At 46.9% G+C, this 22,937-nt stretch carries 20 protein-coding genes; 18 read left to right on the forward strand and 2 right to left on the reverse strand.

Going from position 1 to position 22,937, the window contains the following annotated elements; all coding sequences use genetic code 11:
- The first annotated feature begins 1 nt into the window (after position 1).
- Positions 2–613, forward strand: coding sequence for an ATP-dependent Clp endopeptidase proteolytic subunit ClpP (gene clpP / locus VLX91_06460; GenBank protein ID HUI29841.1), 612 nt, complete (start codon positions 2–4; stop codon positions 611–613).
- A gap of 153 nt (positions 614–766) precedes the next feature.
- Positions 767–2,032 carry an ATP-dependent Clp protease ATP-binding subunit ClpX gene (gene clpX / locus VLX91_06465; GenBank protein ID HUI29842.1) on the forward strand — a complete coding sequence of 422 codons (1,266 nt, stop codon included), beginning with the start codon at positions 767–769 and terminating at the stop codon, positions 2,030–2,032.
- Between the two features lie 141 nt (positions 2,033–2,173).
- Here clpX and VLX91_06470 read toward each other — a convergent pair whose 3' ends face one another.
- Positions 2,174–2,866: a DUF1573 domain-containing protein gene (locus VLX91_06470; protein ID HUI29843.1), complete on the reverse strand. Its 693-nt coding sequence runs from the start codon at positions 2,864–2,866 to the stop codon at positions 2,174–2,176.
- Positions 2,856–3,338 carry an NYN domain-containing protein gene (locus VLX91_06475; GenBank protein HUI29844.1) on the reverse strand — a complete coding sequence of 161 codons (483 nt, stop codon included), beginning with the start codon at positions 3,336–3,338 and terminating at the stop codon, positions 2,856–2,858. Before VLX91_06475 ends, VLX91_06470 begins: the two co-directional genes overlap by 11 nt.
- Before the next feature lie 528 nt (positions 3,339–3,866).
- Between VLX91_06475 and VLX91_06480 the strand changes: the two genes are divergently transcribed.
- From VLX91_06480 to VLX91_06555, 16 genes are all read left to right on the forward strand, one after another.
- Positions 3,867–4,160 carry a hypothetical protein gene (locus tag VLX91_06480; GenBank protein HUI29845.1) on the forward strand — a complete coding sequence of 98 codons (294 nt, stop codon included), beginning with the start codon at positions 3,867–3,869 and terminating at the stop codon, positions 4,158–4,160.
- Between the two features lie 205 nt (positions 4,161–4,365).
- Positions 4,366–5,298 (forward strand): M23 family metallopeptidase, encoded by a 933-nt coding sequence (locus tag VLX91_06485; GenBank protein ID HUI29846.1) that lies wholly within the window; start codon positions 4,366–4,368, stop codon positions 5,296–5,298.
- 73 nt (positions 5,299–5,371) lie between these two features.
- Positions 5,372–5,596, forward strand: coding sequence for a DUF2795 domain-containing protein (locus VLX91_06490; GenBank protein ID HUI29847.1), 225 nt, complete (start codon positions 5,372–5,374; stop codon positions 5,594–5,596).
- A gap of 75 nt (positions 5,597–5,671) precedes the next feature.
- Positions 5,672–7,699: a BamA/TamA family outer membrane protein gene (locus VLX91_06495; GenBank protein ID HUI29848.1), complete on the forward strand. Its 2,028-nt coding sequence runs from the start codon at positions 5,672–5,674 to the stop codon at positions 7,697–7,699.
- Positions 7,699–8,838, forward strand: coding sequence for a DNA polymerase III subunit delta' C-terminal domain-containing protein (locus VLX91_06500; GenBank protein HUI29849.1), 1,140 nt, complete (start codon positions 7,699–7,701; stop codon positions 8,836–8,838). The genes VLX91_06495 and VLX91_06500 overlap by 1 nt, the downstream gene beginning before the upstream one ends.
- Positions 8,831–9,961, forward strand: coding sequence for a regulatory iron-sulfur-containing complex subunit RicT (ricT, locus tag VLX91_06505; protein HUI29850.1), 1,131 nt, complete (start codon positions 8,831–8,833; stop codon positions 9,959–9,961). The genes VLX91_06500 and ricT overlap by 8 nt, the downstream gene beginning before the upstream one ends.
- Positions 9,962–9,971: 10 nt before the next feature.
- The gene (gene metG / locus VLX91_06510) at positions 9,972–12,044 is read left to right on the forward strand and encodes a methionine--tRNA ligase (protein HUI29851.1); all 2,073 of its coding nucleotides are present in this window, start codon (positions 9,972–9,974) and stop codon (positions 12,042–12,044) included.
- Between the two features lie 47 nt (positions 12,045–12,091).
- Positions 12,092–13,060 (forward strand): D-glycerate dehydrogenase, encoded by a 969-nt coding sequence (locus VLX91_06515; GenBank protein ID HUI29852.1) that lies wholly within the window; start codon positions 12,092–12,094, stop codon positions 13,058–13,060.
- A 204-nt stretch (positions 13,061–13,264) separates the two neighbouring features.
- Positions 13,265–15,412: an adenylate/guanylate cyclase domain-containing protein gene (locus tag VLX91_06520; GenBank protein HUI29853.1), complete on the forward strand. Its 2,148-nt coding sequence runs from the start codon at positions 13,265–13,267 to the stop codon at positions 15,410–15,412.
- Between the two features lie 24 nt (positions 15,413–15,436).
- Positions 15,437–16,660: a M48 family metalloprotease gene (locus tag VLX91_06525; GenBank protein ID HUI29854.1), complete on the forward strand. Its 1,224-nt coding sequence runs from the start codon at positions 15,437–15,439 to the stop codon at positions 16,658–16,660.
- 78 nt (positions 16,661–16,738) lie between these two features.
- Positions 16,739–17,347, forward strand: a complete 609-nt coding sequence (locus VLX91_06530) for a hypothetical protein (protein ID HUI29855.1) — start codon at positions 16,739–16,741, stop codon at positions 17,345–17,347.
- A gap of 132 nt (positions 17,348–17,479) precedes the next feature.
- Positions 17,480–18,214, forward strand: a complete 735-nt coding sequence (locus VLX91_06535) for a hypothetical protein (GenBank protein HUI29856.1) — start codon at positions 17,480–17,482, stop codon at positions 18,212–18,214.
- Between the two features lie 91 nt (positions 18,215–18,305).
- Complete coding sequence (locus tag VLX91_06540; protein HUI29857.1) at positions 18,306–19,553, forward strand: caspase family protein; 1,248 nt, start codon at positions 18,306–18,308, stop codon at positions 19,551–19,553.
- A gap of 108 nt (positions 19,554–19,661) precedes the next feature.
- Positions 19,662–20,576, forward strand: coding sequence for a DUF4384 domain-containing protein (locus VLX91_06545; protein ID HUI29858.1), 915 nt, complete (start codon positions 19,662–19,664; stop codon positions 20,574–20,576).
- Complete coding sequence (locus tag VLX91_06550) at positions 20,573–21,076, forward strand: hypothetical protein (GenBank protein HUI29859.1); 504 nt, start codon at positions 20,573–20,575, stop codon at positions 21,074–21,076. The genes VLX91_06545 and VLX91_06550 overlap by 4 nt, the downstream gene beginning before the upstream one ends.
- 18 nt (positions 21,077–21,094) lie before the next feature.
- Positions 21,095–22,882 carry a caspase family protein gene (locus VLX91_06555; protein ID HUI29860.1) on the forward strand — a complete coding sequence of 596 codons (1,788 nt, stop codon included), beginning with the start codon at positions 21,095–21,097 and terminating at the stop codon, positions 22,880–22,882.
- The last annotated feature ends 55 nt before the right edge of the window (positions 22,883–22,937 follow it).

The following is a 22,937-nucleotide window of genomic DNA, read 5'->3' on the forward strand; positions in this document are numbered from 1 at the left end:
AATGGAAGTATTCAATCAATTGACGATTCCTTACGTTATCGAGCAAACAGGCCGGGGCGAACGAGCGTATGACATTTTTTCCCGATTGCTGAAGGAGAGAATCATCTTCATCGGAACTGCGATTGACGATACCGTCGCGAGCCTGGTAATTGCTCAACTCCTCTTTCTTGAAAGTGAAGATCCGAACAAGGACATAAACTTGTACATAAACAGTCCGGGGGGGAGCGTTCCTGCCGGATTGGCAATATACGATACCATGCAGTACATCAAACCGGATATCGCGACAACCTGCGTCGGGCTTGCCGCCAGTATGGGAGCGGTTCTTCTTGCAGGCGGGGCAAAAGGAAAACGAGCCTCTCTCCCGAATGCCCGTATAATGATTCACCAGCCGTGGGGCGGTTTTCAAGGGTCCGCGGCCGATATCAGCATTCAAGCTGAAGAAGTGATCAAAACCAAAAGAAGACTCAACGAAATTCTTTCTCAACATACCGGTAAACCCGTTGAACAAATTGAAAAAGATACAGATAGAGATTATTTTATGGCTGGTGAAGATGCGGTAAAATACGGCTTAATCGACACAGTTCTCATGAAAAGGGACGATAAAAAGAAGTGAAACTAAATTGGAGTTACAAAAAACATTATGGGCAGTTTGCTCCTGATTGTTATGTTGATTTTTCTTGTTTTGTTTGCTATCTCTATTCCGACGGTGATCTCGGACTTAAAGTCAGGACGACAAAAGGACGTCGAGAAGGAATTCTAAATAACAATGGCTAAGCAGCGTCAAGAAGACATGCACTGTTCCTTTTGCGGACGTGCCGCGAAGGAAGTGAAGAGTCTGGTTGCTGGACCGGGGGACGTTTATATCTGCGACGTCTGTGTAGAACACTCTGTCGAAATTCTGCGAAGCAATATACCCATTTATAAGCAGCATACGGATAGTTTCACCGGAAGAGCTCCACTCACACCTGTAGAGATAAAAAATGCGCTGGATGAATATGTGATCGGACAGGAGCACGCAAAAAAAATCCTGTCCGTTGCAGTTTACAATCATTACAAACGCATCTCTCTTCCTCCGGGTCTGACTTCCGAAGATGACACCGAGATCGAGAAGAGCAATATCGTTCTAATCGGTCCGACAGGAACAGGCAAGACTCTTCTTGCACAGACTCTCGCAAAAATTCTGAACGTTCCGTTTGCTATCGCAGACGCTACGACCCTGACGGAAGCCGGTTATGTCGGTGACGATGTGGAGACTATTCTCGTTCATCTTTTGCAGAATACGGATTATGATGTTGCTCGCGCGGAGCGAGGAATTGTTTATGTCGATGAGATTGACAAGATAGCGAGAAAAAGCGACACGCCGTCGATAACACGCGATGTCTCCGGTGAAGGTGTGCAACAAGCTCTTTTGAAAATTCTCGAGGGCACAGTTGCGGGTGTACCGCCTCGCGGCGGCAGAAAGCACCCCGAACAGCCGCTGATCAATGTAAACACCAGAAATATTCTCTTCATTTGCGGCGGCGCATTCGAAGGGCTGGAGAAAATAATTGCGCGCCGGACGAGCAAGAATCCGATCGGCTTCAGAGCGGACGTGCATTCCGTCAAAGAAGACCAGGTGAACGAACTGTTGCCCCTCGTTCAGCCGGACGATCTTCTGAAATTCGGGTTGATTCCCGAGTTCATCGGCCGCTTGCCGGTGGTAGCGACCTTGCACACCCTCAGCCATGAAGCGATGAAAGATATACTTACCCTTCCGAAGAATGCGCTCGTGAAACAGTACAAGAAACTCTTTAAACTTGAAGGGGTGGACCTCGAGTTTGAAGACAAGGCGCTTATGGCCATTGTCGGGAAAGCGGTAGAACGCGGAACGGGTGCGCGAGGACTAAGGTCGATTCTTGAAGAGAAGATGGTTGATATAATGTACAATCTTCCATCCATGTCGAATATCGGCAAATGCATTATTACAAAAGAGGTTGTTACTGACGGAGCGGATCCGCTTTTCCTGACAAATAGGAAACAAGCCTCAGCCTGATTTATCATCGCTTTACCCGCGAGTTGAAACTAACCACAAAGACACGCAAGCTCACTGCCAACCAAGTGTGTATCCATGGTCCCTCGGGACAGCAATAGTGAGTCGGGGTGATCGATGAATGAACGGATAGACCTCTACATCTTACCTTAGGAGCGTTCCCGCAAAAATCCTTACTTGTAACACAGGTTGCAATGTGCTTGTGGAAAAAATTTTTATGAAGCCGGATATGTTGTTCTGGTCCTTTGGACTAAGATAAAGGTGTAAGTCGGTAAACTCGCCAGGCTTTAGTTCTTTTTTGTCCAACCTGTAAGTGATCTCGTCGTATGGTATCTCTACCTTGGTTATTTGAATCTGTTCGTCCGACGTATTGCTCAGAGTAACGCTTGTGCTGTCGGTTGTACCAACTTTGATTTCGCCGAATACTGCATTATTGGGAGTCGATTGTAAGGCATAAGCAACGTATCCCGTCATCCGAATTGAGATAAGCTGGGTCTTCGGATCGGAAGTATAAACGTAAATATTTTTTGAGACTTCGCCGATGTAACCCAGCGGATTAAATTCAATGTTTATTCGGACTTGCCCGCCGGGTTCCAAAGTACTGTCCGAAATCATGGCGGCAGTGCAACCGCAGCTTGTGCCAACATTCGTTATCTTGATTGCCTCATTCCCCAAATTTTTTAGAGTAATTGCCTCATGAACTTTTTCCCCAGTTTGATAAATCTTGCCGAAAGAGATTTCATTTCCTTCAAGTACTTTTAGCTGAGCTTTCGCTCCCGCCGCAGCAAATAGGAGCACCAAGATAGGCAGCATCCGAAAAATGAATTTATGTTTCATGTTTATTCTCTTTAAAAAGTTTCAACAATTCAGGATCAAATTTTGGAGTCGGTTTTTCCGAAAGATGTTCGATCGTCTCTCTTTCTCTTCTCCGGCAGCGCATGAATGAAAGAAAGTCTTTGCTTCCGATGACCTTTGCGCCGCATTCCTTTGCATAATTTATGATTGAACGGTCATTCGAAACGACAGTAATGGAACTCCGTTTCTCATGGTTGCCGACAATCTTTTTTATGAGTTCATCCGCCGTTTCATGTGAGGCTGAGAATCTTATTTCGAAATTGGGAGTAATTTTCTCTACTGCTCCTCCCGATCTTCCGTCAAAGACCAGAACTATCCTGTCACCACGAAATTTCCCAGAGAAAGCGATCTCTTGGATCAATTCTCTTCTGGAACCTTCTATGCTGTTTCTTGCCATCGCCGCCAATTTATGATCGGCAAGGATGACATTATACCCGTCCAATATCCACTTCACACCTCCGAATATAACGTGCGGTTATTTCTGTTCAAAATAATATACGCGCAGATAAAAATCCCATTTTGCGATTTCCAATCTCGTATTGCAACGATTCTGTTATAAAAACATCCAAAAGAATCATTTTTTTGAATATTTTTTTGGCACGATCTTAGTATATTAGAAACATGAGTTTACAGTTCATTAGACAAATTTGATTCTCAGGCAAGCAGTTTGCGAAGAAAAATATGAGTTTGCATACCCGCAAACAGCCCCCTGACATGGGAAGGAGATCTTGCCGCTCAGTTATCCCACGCTGCCACAAATCGCGAAGCACGACTCGCATGCCCTAATGCAGCCTCCTAATTTAGCGGTCAAACCCCAAGAAAGATTCTTCTTCCCGCTGCGGAAAACAGGCACTCCTGCCCGGGAGTGCCTCGTTTTTTTTGGAATGAATCTCGTGAAACCGCTGATCGGTCAAGGTTTTCTTATGAAGGGCTAAGTTTACAGGTCTTATTTTAAGTGACGGCAACTGAGCATACAAAAAGAGTGTTTGGTACAAGAGAAGAGCGCGATTCGTTGTTCGGCAGTCTGATTGGAGCCACTGTAATTGCAGTAATTGCGACTTCTTCCTTTCGCTTAATTCCCACAGAATCCATTAGTTATGAAAGAATCTTGATCGGTGGAATAGGAGGCGGGATCGGGGGTATATTGGGTCTTTTCATCATTTGCGAGATTGTGGGGCGGAGGTGGCTTAGAGTGGTTATGCTTTCTTTGGCGCTCGGTGTTCTTGACGGGCTGCTGGTGGGTGCTGCAATCGCCTTTTTCCCATCTATTTTCTGAATTCTCCCAGTCTAGTACGCACTTTTCAAATTCGGTTTAAAAATCTTTCGGGGTATGAATTTTTTTCTTGACAAAGACTTCGGCCCTTCTTAACTTCCACTTGTCGCGTTTGTAAGGCAACCCTGTTTTCGAATACGACTTTTCATGCCCGAGGGTCGTTGTTTGCTCGAGGGCAATCCGTATCTTAAAAAGTGAGGTTAGGCTTATGCGAAAACTCTACTATTTCTCTAAGGCCGACTTGAGCTTCAAATCTGTCGGAGGGGGAAAGCTGTCGGCGGTGATAGTCATCGTGATGCTAGCTGCATCAATTCTGACTATGGTGTCGGGTTATTTTGGAGTCGATTTGTTCGGGTTAAAGAGCTTGCGCGCAGATAGTATGGCTAGAGAGAATTCTATTTTGAGAGCTCAGCTTGCGTCTTTGAATCGGCAGCTGGGATCTTTCCAGACTGTTATGAAAACCCTAGGGCAAAGTGATGAGCAATTGCGAACCACAGTTAACCTCCCACCGATCCCGGACGACATGCGGAAAGCCGCTGTAGGCGGTGTCGAGATGAATACGGATTACGGGGTGTCCTCAGATGCGAATGAACTGATTGCGAATGCGGCTGGTACCTTAGATGCACTTGAGAGACAATCGAAACTGCAAAGCCAGAGCTACGCGGAAATAATGAATAAGTATCAGAACAACCAAAAACTTTTTGCGCACATTCCAGCGATTGATCCGATCCACGGCGGAATCGTTACCGATGGCTTCGGGATGAGGTACCACCCGATATTGCGAATGCGACTCATGCACGAGGGGATTGACATCGTAGCTGATGTCGGGACAGATGTATACGCGACTGGTGACGGAACAGTCTCTTATGTTGGTCCCAGGGGTGGTTACGGCAGTGTGGTCGAAATAGATCACGGGTTCGGTTATACCACTTTATACGGACATCTATCTAAACCATTGGTGCATGAAGGGCAGAAAATAAAACGAGGGCAGGTGATAGCTTTGACCGGAGATACGGGTTTGTCCACCGGTCCTCACTTACATTATGAAGTGATGAAAAACGGCGTACATGTTGATCCAACAGCATACTTCTTCAGTGGAAAAGAGTATAACGAAGCAGTGCCTTATAATACAGCGAACTAACATTAAATTGTTTTTGTTATGGTGACCAAAAAGGTAAGGCGTTTTCGCCACGGACAGAAAGGAGGTTGACGACATGATATGGACGCCGGAACTTGCAACTTACCTAGAAGATGCTCCATGGCCTGCTACGAAAGAAGAGCTTATCGATTATGCCGTTAGAAGCGGGGCACCTCTAGAGGTTGTTGAAAATCTTCGTGAGCTGGAAGACACCGATGAACCTTATGAAAGCATTGAAGAAATTTGGCCAGACTATCCAAGCGACGAAGATTTTTTCTACGAAGACGAAAGCGAATACTGAGATTTAGCATTTTAAGTCATGCCCAGTTGAGTCCTCGGATTCGACTGGGCTTTTTTATATCTTTATATTTACTTGATGAAGTCATTTTATATTGTTGCGGGGCTTCTATTTGCTGCTTCCATTTCATCAGCACAGGAAGCCTTCATGGTTCACTCGGTTTCTTTCTACGGCAATAAATCATTTCCTGAAGATGACTTTCGGGCCATAATGCTTACTAAAGAATCTCCCGCGTCTTTTTACAGATTTGTTTACAGAGTGTTTCATATTGGCAATCAGCCCGAATATTTTGATCCGTTAGTTCTTAAGGCGGATGTACAAAGAATAAAGCAATTTTACAAGAACAACGGCTTTTTCAACAGTCAGGTTGATACTTCCATAAGGTATAATATAGAGGATAACGAAGTTGACATCGGGATACAAATAAAAGAAGGTCCGGCATCTTATGTCGATTCCGTCTCTTATTATGGAATTGCGGACAGTTCGAAGGAATTTTTCGACATGCTGAAGGAAAAACCTCTTCTGGCAGGCGGAACAAGGTATTCGCTTGATAGACTAAATGAAGAAGTGGCACGAGTAGATAGCATTTTGCAAAACGACGGATATCCATATGCGAGACGAGATAGTACACCTGTTGTAAATGTCGAAAAGCTATCCCGGAATGACTCGGACACTGTGCACGTCGGCATCGATCTTTTTTTCTCGTCGGGGAAAAAATATCTTTGGGGAAATGTATCGGTCCAGCCTTCAGACAGTGCCGATCTCTCGTATGAAAGTCGGGTCGTTCTGCGTGAACTCCTTTTCAAAATCGGAGAACCATACAGACTTTCTAAGAAGTCCGATAGCGAACAACGCATCGATGCTTTGAACCTATTCGAGCCGGTCAAAATAATCATTCCGAACAGACCTCCTATCTCAGACACCTTGCCAGGGACGCTATCCCTGAAGTCGCGCCCCGCACACGAAATTACGCTCGGGCCTCTGGTGAGCGACGAAAACAACGCTTTCAACTTTGGGGGTGAGCTGGATTATCTTCAGCGGAATTTTCTCGGAGACGCAAGACTTTTAACGCTGACTACGAGCCTTCAGCTACAGTCTATCGGACTTCTTACTTTTAGCTCAAAGGCGCTCAGCGATACCGTCACGGTCGGCAGAATCGATGCTTCCGCTCAGATGACTCAGCCATATTTTTTTTCCAACTCGACAAGCTTAACGGAAGGCATCTCGTTCCTCGTGGACAAACAGAGGCCTTATGTTCAACTCGTACTGCGAAATAAAGTCCGGATAAGTGAGAGGTTTGCCGAATATACCACGGGTTATCTAGATTGGGATATTGAGCGTGCCAGGGTTGATTCACTCCAGGCACACCCATTACCGCAGGGACTCGAGACACCTCAATTCAACTCGATCCTTTCCTTCACGCTCCAGCGTGACAAGACAGACGACATCTACAATCCTACAGAAGGCTTTTTCAATTTGATGACAATCGAAGAGGGCGGAGTTCTTCCCTATTTTATCCATTCAATCTTCACTCATTCTGATTTTCCCTACTCCCGGTATTGGGAATTTACTCTCCTGGGTAAATGGTACTTTTCGATGAATGATAATGCAACAAATATTTTCGCCTTCAAATCGAAAGTCGGATATGCGCAGGAATATGGAACATATGCACAGGATCTTGCCGGTCCCATCCCGCTCAGCTACCGATTTTTTGCAGGAGGCTCGGGGAGTGTCAGGGGCTGGAGGACAAGAGAACTGGGTGATGTGTCTCTTCCTGAGTACGGCGGCAATACTCTTTTGGAATTGAACTTTGAAGATAGATTTCGGATAATCGGAAATTTCGGCGGTGTTGTGTTTATTGACGCAGGAGATCTCTGGGATACTTACAGGGATGCTACTCTCAAAAGCATAGCCGGAGCAGTCGGTTTCGGTCTGCGATATAATACTTTCTTCGGACCGTTGAGAGTCGATTTCGGAAACAGGCTTTACGATCCGTTTGCACCCGCCGGTCAGCAATTCATTTTCCAACTTTTCAGGACCAAACAAGAAAGAAGAACCCTCTTAAACCAACTGGTAATTCATTTTGGAATTGGACAGGCGTTCTGATGAGCTGGGACAAAGTCATCGGACAGGAACGGGTGAAAAATTTGCTGAAGCAAATTCTGCGTTCCGGCAAACTGCCGAGTGCGCTTTTATTTGAAGGTCCCGAAGGCGTCGGAAAAGATGCGCTCGCTATCGAACTTGCCAAGACGCTTAATTGCGAAAGAAATAAAGTTGATCCCTGTGAAGAGTGTATTTCGTGCAGGCAGGCAAATGCACTCCATCATCCAAACATTCGATTTGTTTTTCCCTTGCCCAGGGGAGAAAATGAAACGAAGGAGGATGGTCCTCTCGACAAGCTCGACGAGAAAACGATCAGGAAAATAAGAGAAGAGCTTGCTCTAAAGGCTGAGAACCCATACCACAGAATCTCTATCCCCAGGGCGCAGGTAATCAAAATCAGCAGCATTCGAGAAGTGATCAGAGAGGATTCTCTTTCGCTGTACCAGCATGGTCATAGAGTCGTCATTGTAATGCAGGCTGAGGAGGTTGGAACCGAGTCTGCCAATGCGCTCTTGAAAGTACTTGAGGAGCCTAACCCCGGTACGATTTTCATTTTAACCACTAGCAGACGGAGCTCGCTATTGCCGACAATAGTGTCACGCTGTCAGTCGCTTCGTTTTGATCTTCTATCCGAAGACGAGATAATGAGAGCGTTGATTTTAAAGCATGCCGTTTCAACGGCCGATGCAAAATTGAAAGCACGACTGGCTGGTGGGTCTTACACAAAAGCAGTTGATCTCCTCGAAACCGACACGCTCGATATCCGCGAAGAGGCACTCGATCTTCTGAGGGATGTTGCGACGAACAATTATTCCCGAATCGCCTTTCGAGGAAAGAAAGCCATTGAGTCAAAAGATTTGAGAAGAATTGAAACTCTGTTGAAGATGCTCCAGATTTGGTTAAGAGATGCTGCCGTGATGCACGTGGGCTTGCCCCGAGAATTAATCAATCAGGACAAGACTGAAATTCTTGAAAGAATGACGAAAAGCTTCGACGGGGGTAAGCTCGTAGACGCTGCCAACAGCATAGATGGGGCAATCTCGCAATTGTACAGCAATGTGAATTTAGGATTGCTTTTCGTAAATTTACTGATGAATCTGAGCGGAATGCTTAACAGGAAAAAAGAGCTTCAAAATGTCTGACGACTTTACGGGCCTTTCTGATTGGATCCCCTCGGAAGAGGAGCCTGTCTGGACAGGGGAAAGTTTAGAAAGACTTGAAGATAGAAATCTCGAGAAAGGGGTCGAAAAGGCGGGACCGGTTTTTGTGGAAGACTACTGGGGACCGTGTGCCAGTTGTACCTTTTGCGCATCAGGTTCGTACGCCGCGGGTACAGACTTTGAGAATAAGGAAGCCGCTCTCGATATTGTCGAAGTCCTATTCAAAGCAAACCGGGCTGAATTTTATGCAAACGAGACGGGCGTCTTTTTGCAGGTTGGCTCCAGAGTCATTGTCGAAGCTGAACATGGTATTGATCTTGGGATCGTTGCAGCGACGGGCGATGTCGTACACTGGAAAAGACGTTCGCAGGGTATCGTGTGCCAGCCAATGGGCAAGATTCTTCGGATTGCTAACGACGAGGATTTGAAGCAGCTTGACGAAATCCGCAGGACCGAAGAAAAGGCGCCGTTTGTTTTCAGAGAAAAATGTTCCAACCATAACCTTCAGATGAAATTGACCGCTGTCGAATTTCAATTCGATCGGTCTCGGATCACCTTTTATTTTATATCGGAAAGAAGAGTCGATTTCAGATTGCTGGTGAGAGACCTGGCCAGCGTCTATCACACAAGAATTGAATTGAGGCAAATCGGAGCGCGGGACGTGGCTCGGAAAGTCGGCGGCCTTGGAATCTGTGGAAGGGAAGTGTGCTGTGTGGCTTGGATGACGCAGCTTCATAAGGTAAATGTCGACTGTGCAAGATATCAGAACCTTGCCCTGAGCTCATCGCGACTCGCAGGTGCGTGCGGGCGTTTGAAGTGCTGCATACTCTTTGAGAATCAAAATTATCTCGAATCTCTGGAGAAATTTCCGCTGCTTGGTTCGGAATTAATAACGGCAAAAGGGAGCTGCATCGTAGAAAGGGTCGATATTTTCAACGATCGTATTTTCTTAAGATATCATGATACGGGAACGATTGACTCGGTCGATTTAAAAGAGTTTAAGACCTATCAAGTTCAGACACAAAACCACACCGGAAGCTTGTCCCGGACAGGGATTCCTTCCGGAAAGTCGATGGATGTTGCATCTCAAGAAAAAACTCAGTAGCGGATAAAAATTGCATCAAAGGTTCTCTCGCACTCTTGTTACAGCAGCACTCCCGTATGCAAACGGCCCCATCCATCTAGGTCATCTCGCGGGAGCATATTTGCCCGCCGATATTTATGTCCGTTACCTTCGTATGAAAGGCGAGGACGTCTTATTCATTTGCGGCTCCGACGAACATGGCGTGCCGATCACGATAACGGCAGACAAAGAGGGCGTGTCACCCCAGCAGATCGTAGATCGCTACCACGCGATGAACAAAGAGAGCTTTGAAAAATTCGGGATGAGCTTCGATAATTATTCGAGGACGACTCTTCCTGCACATCATCAGACAGGCCAGGAGTTCTTTCTCGAGTTTTATCGGCAGAAAATATTGGTTGAGAAAAGCGAGAAGCAGCTCTATTGCGAAAAAGATAGAATGTTTCTTGCCGATCGATATGTTGAGGGAACCTGTCCGGTCTGCGGAAATCCGGAGGCCCGAGGCGATCAGTGCGAAAAATGCGGAACGTGGCTTGAACAAACGCAGCTTATAAATCCCAAGTGTAAGATATGTGGTTCGACCCCGGTCGTTCGAGAGACCAAGCATTGGTATTTTCCGCTTGGCAGGTTTCAGAAGCGGCTTGAAGAATATGTCGATTCAAGAATCTGGAAAGACAATGTCCGCAGCTACATTGACAGCTGGCTCAAGAAGGGCCTGGAAGACCGTGCAATAACGAGAGATCTGCACTGGGGAATACCTGTGCCGTTGCAGGGCTATGAGAATAAAGTCATTTACGTTTGGTTCGAGGCAGTTCTGGGATATATCTCTGCAACAAAGGAACTTTCTCAAAAAAGGAATGAGCCCAATCTCTGGAAAAAATATTGGATGGATGATGCCACGAGGTATGTCGCATTTATAGGCAAGGACAATATCGTTTTCCATACGATAATTTTCCCCGCTTTCTTGATGGCCTGGAACGACGGGGGAAAGTCTCATTACTTACTTCCCGACACGGTACCTGCCAATGAATTTTTGAATTTCGAAGGGAAGAAATTTTCGAAAAGCCGCGGTTGGGGGATTGATCTCAAAGATTTCTTGGATGTCTTTCCCCCCGACACGTTGCGTTATGCACTTGCCCTGAATCTTCCCGAGTCTCGCGACAGCGATTTTTATTGGAAAGATTTTCAGGCGCGCGTGAACGGCGAGCTTGCCGACACGCTCGGCAACTTTGTGAATCGGACATTGCAATTTGTCCAGAGATATTATGACGGCAAAGTCCCGGCCGCGGGAAAACTTAGCAGCCTCGACAAATGGATCGTGGAACAGATGACCGAAGCGCCGAAGAAAATCGGAAAATTTCATGAAGACTTCAGGTTTCGCGATGGGGTAATCGAAACAATGTCGTTGGCCCGTTCCGCGAACAAGTTCTTCAACGATTCGGAGCCGTGGAAAACTCGCAGCGAGAATCCCGAGCAGTGTGCCACGACGATAAATATCTGTGTCCAGCTCACCCGCTCGCTCGCTGTCCTCCTGTCTCCTGTAATTCCATTCTCATCCGAGGATATCTGGAAGATGCTGAACGTTGATGCGGCGGCCGAAAATGCAAAATGGGATTCTGCAGCCGAATTGAAAATCAACACCGGCCATAAAATCGGCGGATTGAAAATACTATTCAACAAGATTGAAGACTCGGTAATCGAGGATGAAATTCGAAAGACTGCAAATGAAAGTGCGATTGACGAATCGCCTGCGGTGAAAAGTACCGTTGCTGCCATTAAGCCGCAAATTTCAATAGATGATTTCAGGAGAATAGATCTCCGCGTCGGTAAGGTCCTGATCTGTGAAAAAGTGGAGAAGTCGGATAAGCTTTTGCGCATCGAAGTGGAACTCGGCGGAGAGAAGCGGCAAATTGTTGCGGGCATTTCAAAACATTATAAACCCGAAGATTTGATCGGAAAGAACGTAATCATCGTAGCGAATCTTGCCCCTGCGAAGCTGATGGGACTCGAATCGAACGGGATGCTGCTCGCGGCGTCTTCAGAAGATGGAAGACTTTCGATTCTTACGACCATGGCGGACATTGGGAGCGGCAACATCGTAAGATAATCAGAATCTTAGAATTCAAGATTAAAAAAAGCCAGAGACGCCGGAAGATTTTAGTAACAAGACGAATCCCCGAAAATGGAATCGCGTTACTGAAGAGTCATTTTATCGTTGACGTGAATGAGCGAGAGCGTGATTTGTTGCGGGGGGAGCTTCGGCAAAAGTTGTCGGACGTCTTTGGTGTCGTGGCGGTAATGGCGAATAAGTTCGACAGGAAATTGATTTCGGAGCTTGATTCGCTTCGCGTCATTTCGAATTTCGCGGTCGGTTATGATAACGTGGATGTCGGAGCGGCCACGGAAAAAGGTATAGCGGTGACAAACACCCCGGGAGTTTTGACTGATGCGTCGGCTGATCTTGCCTTCGGCCTGCTGCTCGCAGTTTCAAGAAGAATCGCCGAAGGTGACAGGCTCGTTCGCGCCGAAAAATTCACCGGATGGACGCCGATGATGATGCTCGGCAGTGATGTTTCGGGAAAAGCGATCGGAATAATCGGGGCCGGGAGAATAGGAACTGCAGTTGCAAAACGTGCTTATGGTTTTGGTATGAAGGTTTTCTATTTTTCGCACAGAAGAAACGATGAGATCGACAAGAGCGGCGGTGAGTTTGTCGGTTTGGAAGAACTGTTAAGGCATGCAGATTTTATTTCCTTGAACGTTCCGTTGAACGAAGAGACGCGCGGATTGATCGGGAGAAAAGAAATTTCAATGATGAAGGATAATGCGATCTTGATTAACACTGCTCGCGGAGAGATCGTTGATGAAGATGCGCTGATCGTGGCTCTCAAAAAAGGTAAAGTTGCCGGAGCCGGGCTCGATGTTTATAAGAACGAGCCGAAAGTGAATCGTAAGCTTTTAAAATTGAACAACGTCGTCCTCGCTCCTCACCTCGGGAGTGCGACGTTAGAGACTCGCGCGAAGATGGCGGAGATGGCGGCACTGAACGCTATCGCTGTTCTGAAATGTGAGAAACCGCCCTCAATAGTTAACCCGGAAGTTATGCGGGGTTTTGCCGCCTGATTGCTACCCTCTAATTTAGTCCTTTTTGAAGCTTCCATTCTTCCATCATGAGTCTTGCCGCTTAGTGGTGGGAGTCACATCCTGATGTAACTTTATTACTTCGCTATTTGACTTTTCCACCCATTATGGTAAATTCTTTGAGCAAGACCGAGTGCATTTACAAGAAATCATAGTGGGACAGAACCAAGGAGGATGTTAAAATAGGTGCGTGATCTTCTAAAGAGCGAATCTAAGTTTTCGCTGTCGTTAGGTGTAGGTGCTGTTGCGGCCCTGGTAGTCTTTTTCTTCATCGCGACAAACTTAGTTTCATTGATAGACAGACCCGCCCTCGACAATATGTTTCGGCTAGCCTCCCATCCTCAACATGCCGACACTTCTGTTGTCATTGCCGCAATTGACCAAAAGAGTCTAAATTTTTTCGATAGGCAGCAGCTTGTCGGCTGGCCGTGGCCAAGGGAATTCTACGCTATCTTGGTTGATTACTTCAAGAAGGGCGGAGCCAAAGCCGTCATTTTTGACATGGATTTCTCTAACAGGTTAAACATCCAGGACACCGAATCCGACGACAGGTTTGCCAATTCTATTGAATCATCCGCCAACGTCGTGCTGGCTTCGGTCTTGATCGGCGGTGATTCAGGTGGAACGAGAACTCCTATATCTCGAATAAGTCTTACACGGCAAAGCGGGTACGGCAGGCTCGACATTCCTGATTTGACCTCGGCCGTCCTTCCTGCAGGCCGGTTTATGCAGAATTGTCGGCAGCTGGGGGTCGCCAATTACATAGTGGACGTTGACGGAGTCACGAGAAGGATCCCGCTCCTGTTTCAGTATCATGGTACGGTCCTCCCGCAGTTGGCGCTTGCCGGTTTTGCGGTCGGCGAAAATTATTCCGCGGCCGATATGAACAATTTTCTTCATGCAATTCCGACGGACAGGAACGGCGATTATTTGATAAACTGGTACGGCAAGGGAGGTCCTGACGGAGTTTTTAAATATTACTCCATCGGTGCCTTGATAGTTTCTGCCGCCCAGATTATGGAAGGAAGGCCGCCCGAAGTTTCTCCTGCGGCTTTCAAGGATAAATATGTGATTGTCGGCGGAAGCGCCGTCGGTCTGATGGATTTCAAAGCAACCCCGTTCACGATCTACGAACCCTATCCTGGAATGGAGATCCACGCGACTGTTCTCAGCAATTTTTTACAGGGAGATTTTATGCGCGAGGCACCATTATGGATCTCCTATGCTCTCGCTGCAATTTTCGCCCTTGTTATTTCTTGGGCGTTCTTCAAGATCGGAAAGATAACTCCTTCCTCTCTCGTAGTTGTCGCCTCAATTGCCGGTTATATCGTGGCTGTATTTATTGCGTTCTACAATTACAGTCTTTGGCTTCCCTTCGGTGCTCCGATCCTATCAATCATCCTCGGATTTTCTTTTTCCGGTGCAGTTAGTTACGTAACTGAAGGGAGACGCCGCAGAGAGTTGCGGAGAGTCTTCAACCGGTACATGAGCCCCCGGGTTGTGGACGAGATTCTGACACATCCAAACGAGCTGGAACTCGGCGGGAAGGAAATGGAGGCAACAGTTTTCTTTTCCGACATAAAAAATTTCACGGGTTTATCGGAAAAAATGTCTCCCAGGGAAGTGGTTGCGAACTTAAACAATTATTTTACTCTAACATGCGACATTGTTTTAGACCATGGCGGAATGTTGGATAAGTACATTGGTGATGCTATAATGGCGGTCTTCGGGGCGCCTCTTCAGTCGGACAAGCACGCTATAAATGCCTGTTTAGCCGCGATTGAGGTGCAAGATCAGCTCAAGAAGTATTATTCGCTCGACGAAAATAAAAAAGGACCGGTGTTTGAGACTCGAATTGGACTGAACAGCGGCAAAATGGTTATCGGCAACATCGGTTCCTTGAAACGATTGGATTACACCGCGATCGGTGACAACGTGAACCTTGCATCAAGGCTCGAAGGAGTGAATAAAGAATTTGGCACGAAGATCATCGTGAGTGAATCCACTTATGAACAGGTGAAAGATTCAATTGAAGCGAGAGAACTCGACTTGATCAAGGTAAAGGGTAAACAAATTCCCATTCGCATTTACGAACTGATTTGTGAAAAAGGGAAATTACCGGTTTCTCAGGCATATCTCATCGGGATGTTTCATGAAGCACTTTACCATTACCGATTAAGAAAGTGGAAAAAGGCATCGGAAATTTTCCGCGAAATCCTGAGAATTTCTCCCGATGACGGCCCGTCCAAGACCTACGCCGCGCGATGCAAAATGCTCGAGAAAACCGGAGTGCCTAAAGGTTGGGACAGAGTCTTTGTAATGACAACAAAATAAGATGAAAGGGAGGCATTACATTATATGAGCAAGCTGGTGATGGCATTGTGCGCATGTGCCGTCTCATTTTATCTAATGTCCACTCTTTTTGTGAAACGAGATAACGCCTATCTGAGAGAAGGAGCCGGTTCTTTCTACCCGCTTGTGACCGTATTGCAGCGCGGCGACAAACTTGAACAAATCGAGACGGACGGGAACTGGTATAAGGTTCGCACCCAAAATCAGCAGGAAGGCTGGATTGCGGCGAATTGTCTGGCTGATAAACAGCCCGAAGGCGAGGTCGTTGAGAAGATTAGCAAAAGCTGGAGTTCAGCGAAAGCATCCCAAAGCGGATTGGCGGCTGCTATAAAAGGATTTGCCAAGAAGTATGGGAAAGCTAACCCTGGAAACGTGGACGATGTTTATGAACACTTGCAGAAGAATTTTACCGGAAGCGACGTGGCACGGTTCAACATGCCTCTTGCAGACTATCATTCTCGCAACCGAGGAAGGCTCGACATTGATGATCTCGATCTTGATCAGCCTGAGTATGATCCGTCGTTCGAGGAGCAGGGGATCGGAGTCGGTATCGCCGCGCGGTTAATATCGAAAGGAATTGTAACCGATCCTGAATTGGTAAGATATGTAAATTTAATTGCCGCAGTGGTGGCCCAGAATTCCAAAGTATATGATTGGGATTTCACCGTTTTCATTTTAAATGATCCCACCATCAACGGATTCGCATGCCCTGGCGGATATGTATTTGTTACGCTCGGCGCGGTCAAGGCTTGCGAAGATGAATCGATGCTTGCCGCGATAATTGCCCACGAGATGGCACACGTGATAAGAAGACATGGTCTGCAGGAGATGACGAAACGCCTGGTCGACATAAAAGCGGACCAGGCGTACAATGAACTTGAAGAAGAGACCGGAGAATCTGATGTCGACTCGGAACTTGAATCGATGGCCGAAAGCAGTTATGATATCGTCGTACACAAGCGGCTGATGGATTACGAAACGGAGGCTGACAAAATTTCAGCTATCTTATGCGCCAATGCAGGCTACGATCCAACTGGTATTGTTAGGATGGACGCCAAAGTGGCTTCGATGGCGGACACCAACCCCGATATTTTTGGCGACGATTTTTCTCTGCAGAACAATCCGGCGGAGCGCTACAACTCCATCAAGAAGTTTGTGGATAATAAATTTACTGGGACCGATCCGGGCGCCCAGATGAAAGACAGATTTGAATCCGAGATCCGGAAATAGTCATAGAGACCATGGTGACACAGATCAAGAATTTTTTCGTAAATAAATCGTAACATTTAACAAAAAATGGAGGCAAATATGCGTTATGTTGTATCCGTATTATCGAGCTTATTGGTCGTAATTCTAATCGGCTGCGGCGGGTCGAAGTCCATGCAGTCCGCTAACACAGGAGATATTCCTGATTGGTTCACGAATGTGCCGCAGGATCCGAACTTCCTTTACGCCGCAAACACACAGGCGTCTCAAGATCTTCAACTCGCAATCGACAAGGCGGTTACCGGTGCACGGTCGGAGATCGGCAGACAGCTCGAAGTTAAGCTGGAAGGTTTGCAGAAGAAATTTTCAGAGGAGACCGGGACAGGGAGCGATGCACAGTTGCTGCAGATGTTCACTCAGGCAGAAAAGACGGTGGTTTCGACGACTCTCAACGGCAGCCGCGTGAAGTACCAGAAGCAGGTAAAGGACGGCGAACTTTGGAGATCTTATGTGCTGGTGGAGTATCCTATCGGCGCAGCGAACACAGCATTGATGGAGCAGATTAAAAACAACAATCAGATGTACACGAGATTTAGAGCTTCTGAAAGTTTCAAAGAGCTCCAGGATGAAGTTGACAAGTACGATAAGTATAAACAAGAGCAATCGCAGCCGCAGACTCAGCCGCAGCCGCAGCAGCAACAACAGCAGTAACGTTAAGGTCTGAAAGCTTAAAGTTTTCCGAAGGACAAAACTGTCATTCAAAAAGAGTCCCGCCGATGGCGGGACTCGGAATGACAAATTGCTTTTTATCATTCTTAAGTTTCTCTGAAGGTTTTCTTAATCTTGCGTAAGATTGAATTATTGCTTTTGGTTCTATTCGCGCTAATCGCAGCGAGCGTCAGCTCCAACGCTCAAGTCTATCCGCGGTGGTTTCTTGAGCCGCTCAAATTGAAAGGTACAGCGTCGGGATACACACAGAATTTCTTTCTCCAGAGTTCATCCGACTCCGCGGCATTTGTGAAAGCCTCCGAAAACCTGACGTCGCAGCATTATACTGAATTTTCCGGCGGCGAAGCCTATTGGGAAACAGAAGCAGGCGTTTACTGGATGGGAGACAATTTCGCTGAGAAGGTTGACACCTCGTATCTCAAGGATGTATTGTCACATGCTAAAAAAGTTGCGGAATATTCCAACAAGAGCATGACCTTCGTGCTCGTGTCCATGAGTGATTCGACGATCTCCGATTCGATGCGCACTATGATGAAGTGTTCCGTGAAAGAGCCTGATTGGGTCGAGGCAATACCTCAAGGCGGCGGCTACATCTATGCGGAAGGAGTTTCGCCTCAATATTTTTATGAATCGAGTTCGTGGGGAGTTGCAGAAAGGAAAGCGCGCTTTAATCTTGCACGGAATATTAAAGTGACCCTGGAAACGATGCAGAAAGTGGAAGACCGTTCAGGCCAAGAAATCAGGGACGAAGAAGTCTCCGAATCGATCTGCAACATCGAAGTCGTATATCGATGGCGGGACGCCGGGCGAGGACTTTATTACGTCCTGATGCGAATGCAGTACAAGTGAAAATGGATGATAAAATATTGGATTATTTCAGAATCGACCGTTTTGTGCCGATATTTCTAAGGGAAGATAACCAAACAAAAGGACGCATGCTTTGCAGCATAGATGTTTCGAAAGATTTGATGTTGGGTTGATTGGGCGGAGCAAGTTAAGCGGGTCATTTTTCATAACCATCGCGGTACTGTCACTTGTGCTGGTCGGGTGCAGTTCTTCAGTGGAAATCTCGAGTGATCCTCCCGGCGCCGATGTGGATATTAATGGTGAGTCGTACGGCACAACTCCTGTGGACATATCTCTCAGCGATTTTGATTTTAACGTCTATCATCTGGCTCTCACAAAATTGGGATACAGGGATAAAACGATAACGCTTCAGGGTGAAATAAAAGTCGGTCCGTTCGTAGGAGGTTTTGTCTTTTGGCCGTTCTGGCTGTGGTGTTACGGTCCGCAAGACACCTATGTCTTCAAGCTGGAGCCTAAAGGAGGAAATGTCGAACCGACGCCGAAAGAAAATGTACAGCCCGTCATGACCTCTCCCTCTGACAGTGACATCGAGAATAATGTTCCCGTGCTTGACAGGAAAAATCCCGATGCAGTTGCGGTGGTGATCGGCATATCTCATTACAAGAGCAGCGATATCCCGGAAGTTTCATACGCCGTCAAAGGAGCAAATCTTGTAAGAAATTATTTTGAGAAGACTTTCGGCGTCGACGAGCGGAAGATTATTTTTGCAGCGGACGAAAACGCTTCGCTTTCAGATTTCAGGAAAATCTTTGAAGAAAAACTGAGAGATTACATCACGCCGGGGAAGAGCGACGTTTACGTTTATTACCAGGGCCATGGTGTGCCGGATCCCGAGACGAAAGAAGCGTACTTCGTTCCTTATGACTGCGATCCATCTTATGCTAAATCGACGGGTTATTCATTGAAGGAGTTTTACGACAGACTCGCCGCGCTTCCGGCGAAGAGCGTAACCGTAATTCTAGATGCATGCTTCAGCGGGGCAAGCGCCGGCGGAACACTCGTCAAAAATATCAGCCCGCTATATATGAAAGTGAAGACTCCCGTCGTCTCGATGAATAACGGCGTCGTGTTCAGTTCGTCGACGGGAGAACAGGTCTCATGCTGGTATCCTGAGAAAAAGGAGAGTCTGTTCACATATTATTTTCTAAAAGGTTTGACAGGAAGTGCTGATTTGGACAATGATGGCACGATAACTAATGCGGAAATGCAGACGTATCTTGAACAAAATGTTCCCGTCGAGGCAAGGTACTTGAGCAATCGCGAGCAGACTCCGCAGATGATGACGAAAGACCCCGACGGACTGCTGCTGAAGTATAAATGATTTTCGCGCGCAAGCTTTCCGAAAGCTTTTCCGCGCCCTCGGTTCGTGACTCAATAACGCCGGCTCCTTTGATTTGCCGAGGTGAATTAAATATAGAGGCTAGAAAGTATGCGAGTTGAAAAATCGTCGTTGCATGCCCGTGTGGTGAACGTCGGAATTGTCGTATCCCTTTGCCTATTTCTCTTTTCCTCCAAGTGCTGGTCTCAGTCCGACAGCCTTTCGGTTGAATCGACAGGGCATTGTTACAGCTCGGAGGTAACACCCGAAGACGGGTGGCGGCGCGCGCTACAGGACGCCGAAGCAAATGCAATTAGAACGGCTCTCGGAATAACTGTGAGCGGACATACTTTTCAGATGACCTCCGAGTCCATGAAGGGAGATAAGCCTACGGATTACCTCAGTACTTTTTCGGAACTGAATACTACAACGACTTCGGGAAGGGTCATTGCGGAACACATTATGGATTCTACCCTTGGTACGGAAGGAAATCTTCCCGTTTACACCATCAAAATACAGGCCACGGTCGCGAAAGATAAAGGCGAGCCCGACCCGGGTTTTCAAGTGGAAATCCATTTGGATAAAGACGTATTCTATGATCGCGGCGGCATTGACCGTAACGACGCCGTTGATTTTTCGATTTCTGCCACCATGGATTGCTATCTGTACATTTTCGATATCATGGCAAACGATTCCGTGATGCTTCTTATGCCGAACGCTTACTTTACCGACAACTTTTACTCCGCCGCAGAAGGCGCGAAAGGCTTTCAACGGAAACTTGCAAAGCTGCCGTATGATCTACGGGTTGGATTGCCTCCGAAGAAAGACTTGACGACCGAGATGATTTATGTCGTGGCATTAAAGAAGAAAATTGATTTTCACTCATCGAGTATGACACAAGAATCATCGGGAATCTTGCCGACATACCAGAGCGCAATTCTTGATTTACAAAAATGGCTCGTAAGGATCCCGCAGGATTTGAGAACAACGGCGTCGGGGCCGTTCACGATAAAGAGGTTAAAATGAAGCGAAAAATATTTTTCATGTTTTGTGTCTGGGGCATCCCTTTCTTGCTGTCTGACGGCAACTTTGCATTTTCACAGGAGGTCACCGTCTCGAATGTCTCATTCTCGATGAGGGACAGTGACGTCGTGGTTCATTACGATCTCAATGGACCGGCAGATGGGAACTACCAGGTGAGACTGATTCTGAGAAGGGAGTCTCAGTCTTTTTTCAAAATGTTTCCCAAAGACATCGAGGGTGATGTTGGAACCGGCGCATTTTCTGGAAGGAATCGGGAGATCGTGTGGCGTCTCTATGAAGATGTCCCTCATGGACTGGATGGAGACGACTATTATTTCGAAGTAAACGCCGCACTGCAGCGAGTGGAAAAAGGTGGAGGAGCGTCATGGCTATACTATGTGGGCGGCGCGTTGGTCGCGGGAGGTGCCGTAGTCTATTTCGGTACTGATTTATTCAAAAAGTCCGGCGGGAGTCAGTTACCGACTCCGCCATTGAGACCTTAAGAGAACGGAGATGATTCAATGAATAAAATTTCCTTTATATGCCTGTTGTTCTTCACCGGCCTTGCCTATGGTCAAACGGTTAGCGGGAAGAGCCAAACGGGATCTCTAAAACCTGTTTCGCCGACTATCCCGCCCGCGGAAAACCAAGGGACCAGCGTGAACGTGAAAAACCAGATAAACGCATACAGTCCATTTCTGACCGCAGAAATTACTTTTAAAGATTCATCAGCCGATAATATCCTGGGTGCGGACGAAAGTGCTCAGGTTCTCGTGTCGCTTCGGAACATCGGGGGAAAACCTGCCGAGTCGTGCGAAGTGGAGCTTGTGCCGTCGGTGGAAAACTCCGGTATTGATGTCATAAATCCTCCGACCATCCTGCACCTTGCACCCAATGAGGAAATGTCGACGCGCGTACTTCTGAGAGGCTCTCATGCCATTTCGACGGGCAATGTCGAGTTTGTGCTGAAGGTTCTGGAGAAAGACGGATTTGACCTCGATCCCGAAAAGATTCTTGTCGTGCCCACCTTGGCATTCCAGCCGCCAAGCGTGGATCTGGTCGACTATGGTGTTCAAGATCCCAGCCGGACGGGAAAGATCCAGAAACGCGAAAACGTATCCGTGACATTGAGGCTGCAAAACAGAGGTGGCACCACGAGCCATGGTACAGTCGCTTCGCTTACCCTGGGAGACAACGTCATCTCTCTCGATTCATCAGCGGTGGAGGAGAGCGGCATCTTTCATTCGACATTTAACCTTGGTGACTTGAAACCCGGAGACTACAAGGATGTGACCACAAATTTGATCACCAACAACCGTGCAACGGATGTTCGTATAGACATTGTGGTGACCGAGAGAAGCGGAGAACACTCTACAGACACAACCCTTGAACTTCCATTCAACATTCCAACAAAGAAAACAGAAGAGATAGTAGTTGCCGCCAGGAAGGCAGAAGACGTGAATATTCCGAATGTGGCAAACTTGAAACTTGACATTGTCGACAATCTGCCCGTCGCTTCCCAGACGAAACCTGATGCCTTTGCTGTAGTTATTGGGAACAAGGATTACACCAATGCTCCCGGAGTGGAATTTGCGTTGAATGATGCAGCAATCATGAAGCGCTATCTGACTACCACCATGGGATTTCAAGCTGAGAATATCATATATCTTGAGAACGCTTCGCAATCTGACATGACCCGTGTTTTTGGAAACGAATCGAACTACAAAGGACAATTGTACGATTATGTTAGAAAAGGGAGTGAGATTTTTGTCTATTACAGCGGCCATGGCGCGCCGGATACCGACTCGAAAGAAGGATACATTGTCCCGGTTGACTGCGATCCGGCTCATGTTGCCTTAAACGGATATTCGCTTAAGCTGCTTTATTCAAATCTTGACAAAATCGATGCAGAGAAAGAGTTGAAGCACATAACGGTTGTCTTAGACGCGTGCTTTTCGGGCAGTTCGGTCAAAGGCTCTCTTCTTGCCAACGTTAGTCCCATCTATATTGCAGTGAGCAAAGATGCGATGGCTTCTCCGAATGCTACTATCGTAACAAGCGCAAGCGGGGACCAGGTGAGCGGCTGGTACAGAGACAAGCAGCAGAGTCTCTTCACTTACTTCTTCTTAAAGGGACTGCAGGGCTCGGCAGATTATGAACATAATAAAACCATCACCGCGAAAGAGCTGTATGAGTTTACCGCAGACGAAGTCAATGGTGTCCCATATTGGTCAAGACGTCTGAACAGCAAAACACAAACGCCGACATTTTATGGAAGTGATTGGGTGATTTATGAAGGCGCAAAGTAAAATGCAAGAGCTACGACCGATGCTTCTTGTCTTGACTCTGCTGAAATGAGATGTT

The sequence above is a fragment of the Candidatus Acidiferrales bacterium genome (genome assembly GCA_035515795.1).
In the GTDB taxonomy this organism is placed as follows: Bacteria; Bacteroidota; Ignavibacteria; order Kryptoniales; family JAKASW01; genus JAKASW01.

Excerpts from the sequence above, each read along its gene's own strand:
- clpP (HUI29841.1), top strand. The coding sequence starts at position 2 with ATGGAAGTATTCAATCAATTGACGATTCCTTACGTTATCGAGCAAACA.
- clpX (HUI29842.1), top strand. The coding sequence starts at position 767 with ATGGCTAAGCAGCGTCAAGAAGACATGCACTGTTCCTTTTGCGGACGT.
- VLX91_06470 (HUI29843.1), bottom strand. The coding sequence starts at position 2,866 with ATGAAACATAAATTCATTTTTCGGATGCTGCCTATCTTGGTGCTCCTA.
- VLX91_06485 (HUI29846.1), top strand. The coding sequence starts at position 4,366 with ATGCGAAAACTCTACTATTTCTCTAAGGCCGACTTGAGCTTCAAATCT.
- VLX91_06490 (HUI29847.1), top strand. The coding sequence starts at position 5,372 with ATGATATGGACGCCGGAACTTGCAACTTACCTAGAAGATGCTCCATGG.
- VLX91_06495 (HUI29848.1), top strand. The coding sequence starts at position 5,672 with ATGAAGTCATTTTATATTGTTGCGGGGCTTCTATTTGCTGCTTCCATT.
- VLX91_06500 (HUI29849.1), top strand. The coding sequence starts at position 7,699 with ATGAGCTGGGACAAAGTCATCGGACAGGAACGGGTGAAAAATTTGCTG.
- ricT (HUI29850.1), top strand. The coding sequence starts at position 8,831 with ATGTCTGACGACTTTACGGGCCTTTCTGATTGGATCCCCTCGGAAGAG.
- VLX91_06525 (HUI29854.1), top strand. The coding sequence starts at position 15,437 with ATGAGCAAGCTGGTGATGGCATTGTGCGCATGTGCCGTCTCATTTTAT.
- VLX91_06530 (HUI29855.1), top strand. The coding sequence starts at position 16,739 with ATGCGTTATGTTGTATCCGTATTATCGAGCTTATTGGTCGTAATTCTA.
- VLX91_06545 (HUI29858.1), top strand. The coding sequence starts at position 19,662 with ATGCGAGTTGAAAAATCGTCGTTGCATGCCCGTGTGGTGAACGTCGGA.
- VLX91_06550 (HUI29859.1), top strand. The coding sequence starts at position 20,573 with ATGAAGCGAAAAATATTTTTCATGTTTTGTGTCTGGGGCATCCCTTTC.
- VLX91_06555 (HUI29860.1), top strand. The coding sequence starts at position 21,095 with ATGAATAAAATTTCCTTTATATGCCTGTTGTTCTTCACCGGCCTTGCC.